General features: G+C 69.6%; 1 protein-coding gene. It reads left to right on the top strand.

All coding sequences use genetic code 11. The features are described from left to right. The first annotated feature begins 101 nt into the window (after positions 1-101). Positions 102-1,058 (top strand): IS1595 family transposase, encoded by a 957-nt coding sequence (locus FPV26_RS12560; RefSeq protein ID WP_147654212.1) that lies wholly within the window; start codon positions 102-104, stop codon positions 1,056-1,058. Positions 1,059-1,090 lie beyond the last annotated feature (32 nt).

Raw genomic sequence — 1,090 nt, 5'->3', positions numbered from 1 at the left:
TTGGCGCTGTTCGCGTTGATTGTTGATCGTCTCAGTCGGTGAGCCGGCCCGAGCGCAGGCTTTCCCCGTGGCCTGAGGTGTTCGGGCGGGGAGAGGACGGTATGCGGGCACGTGAACTCAAGCGCTGGCTGGCCGAGGCGGAGCGGCTGACGCCCGCTCAGCAGGAGCAGGTGCTGGCCAGACTGCAGGGCCGGCGATCCCGGGATCTGGTCGCGCGTGTGTTGGCCGAACGCACTCCCACGGCCTGCCCGCATTGCGCGGACGTTCGCATCGTTCGACATGGCCAGGCCAATGGCGTCCAGCGCTTCCGCTGCCGTGGCTGCGGGAAAACGTTCAATCCGCTGACCGGAACGGCCTTGGCGGGCCTTCGCCATCGCGACCGGTGGTTGGTGCAGGCCGAAGCCATGGAGGCCGGGTTGAGCATCCGCAAGACCGCCGCCCGGATGGGCGTGCATCGCACCACGGCCTTCCGTTGGCGCCACCGGTTCCTGGCCGTGGCCCGGGAGACCCGGGATCGGCAGTTGGGCGGGGTGGTCGAAGCCGACGAGGCGTACTTCCTCCGCTCCTTCAAGGGCCAGCGCCGGCAGTTGACCCTTCACGGCGGTGGCCGGCGTGCCCGCCGACGCGGCGGCCAGGGCGCCAAACGCGGCCTGTCCGCGGAGCAGGTGCCCGTGTTCGTGGCCCGGAACCGCCATGGCCAGATGACCGACTACGTCCTACCGGCGGGGAACAAGCGCGGAATACTGGCGGTGTTGCCCATGGCCGTCGCCCCGGACGCGGTGCTGTGCACCGACGGCAGCGCCATGCTGGCCAGTGCCGCCCGGGACCTGGGGATCGAACACCACGCCCTGAACACTCTCCGGGGCGAGCGCCAGCGCGGCGCGTGGCATGTCCAGAACGTCAATGCCCACCACAGCCGCCTGAAGGGCTGGATCGCCCGATTCCGGGGCGTGGCGACGTCCTACCTGCCCAACTACCTGGGCTGGTTCCGGGCGCTGGAGCGGAACGCTCAAACGGGCGCAGGAGCCGCGTCATTGCTCAGGTTGGCCATGGCATGACCATCCCGTCCACAATCAACGCGAACAGCGCC

Origin of the sequence: Vulcaniibacterium gelatinicum, assembly GCF_008033445.1 — a bacterium.
Classification (GTDB): domain Bacteria; phylum Pseudomonadota; class Gammaproteobacteria; order Xanthomonadales; family Xanthomonadaceae; genus Vulcaniibacterium_B; species Vulcaniibacterium_B gelatinicum.
The sequence above is the reverse complement of the archived record's forward strand: the minus strand, read 5'-3'. Positions and strand labels throughout refer to the sequence as shown.

Excerpts from the sequence above, each read along its gene's own strand:
- FPV26_RS12560 (WP_147654212.1), top strand. The coding sequence starts at position 102 with ATGCGGGCACGTGAACTCAAGCGCTGGCTGGCCGAGGCGGAGCGGCTG.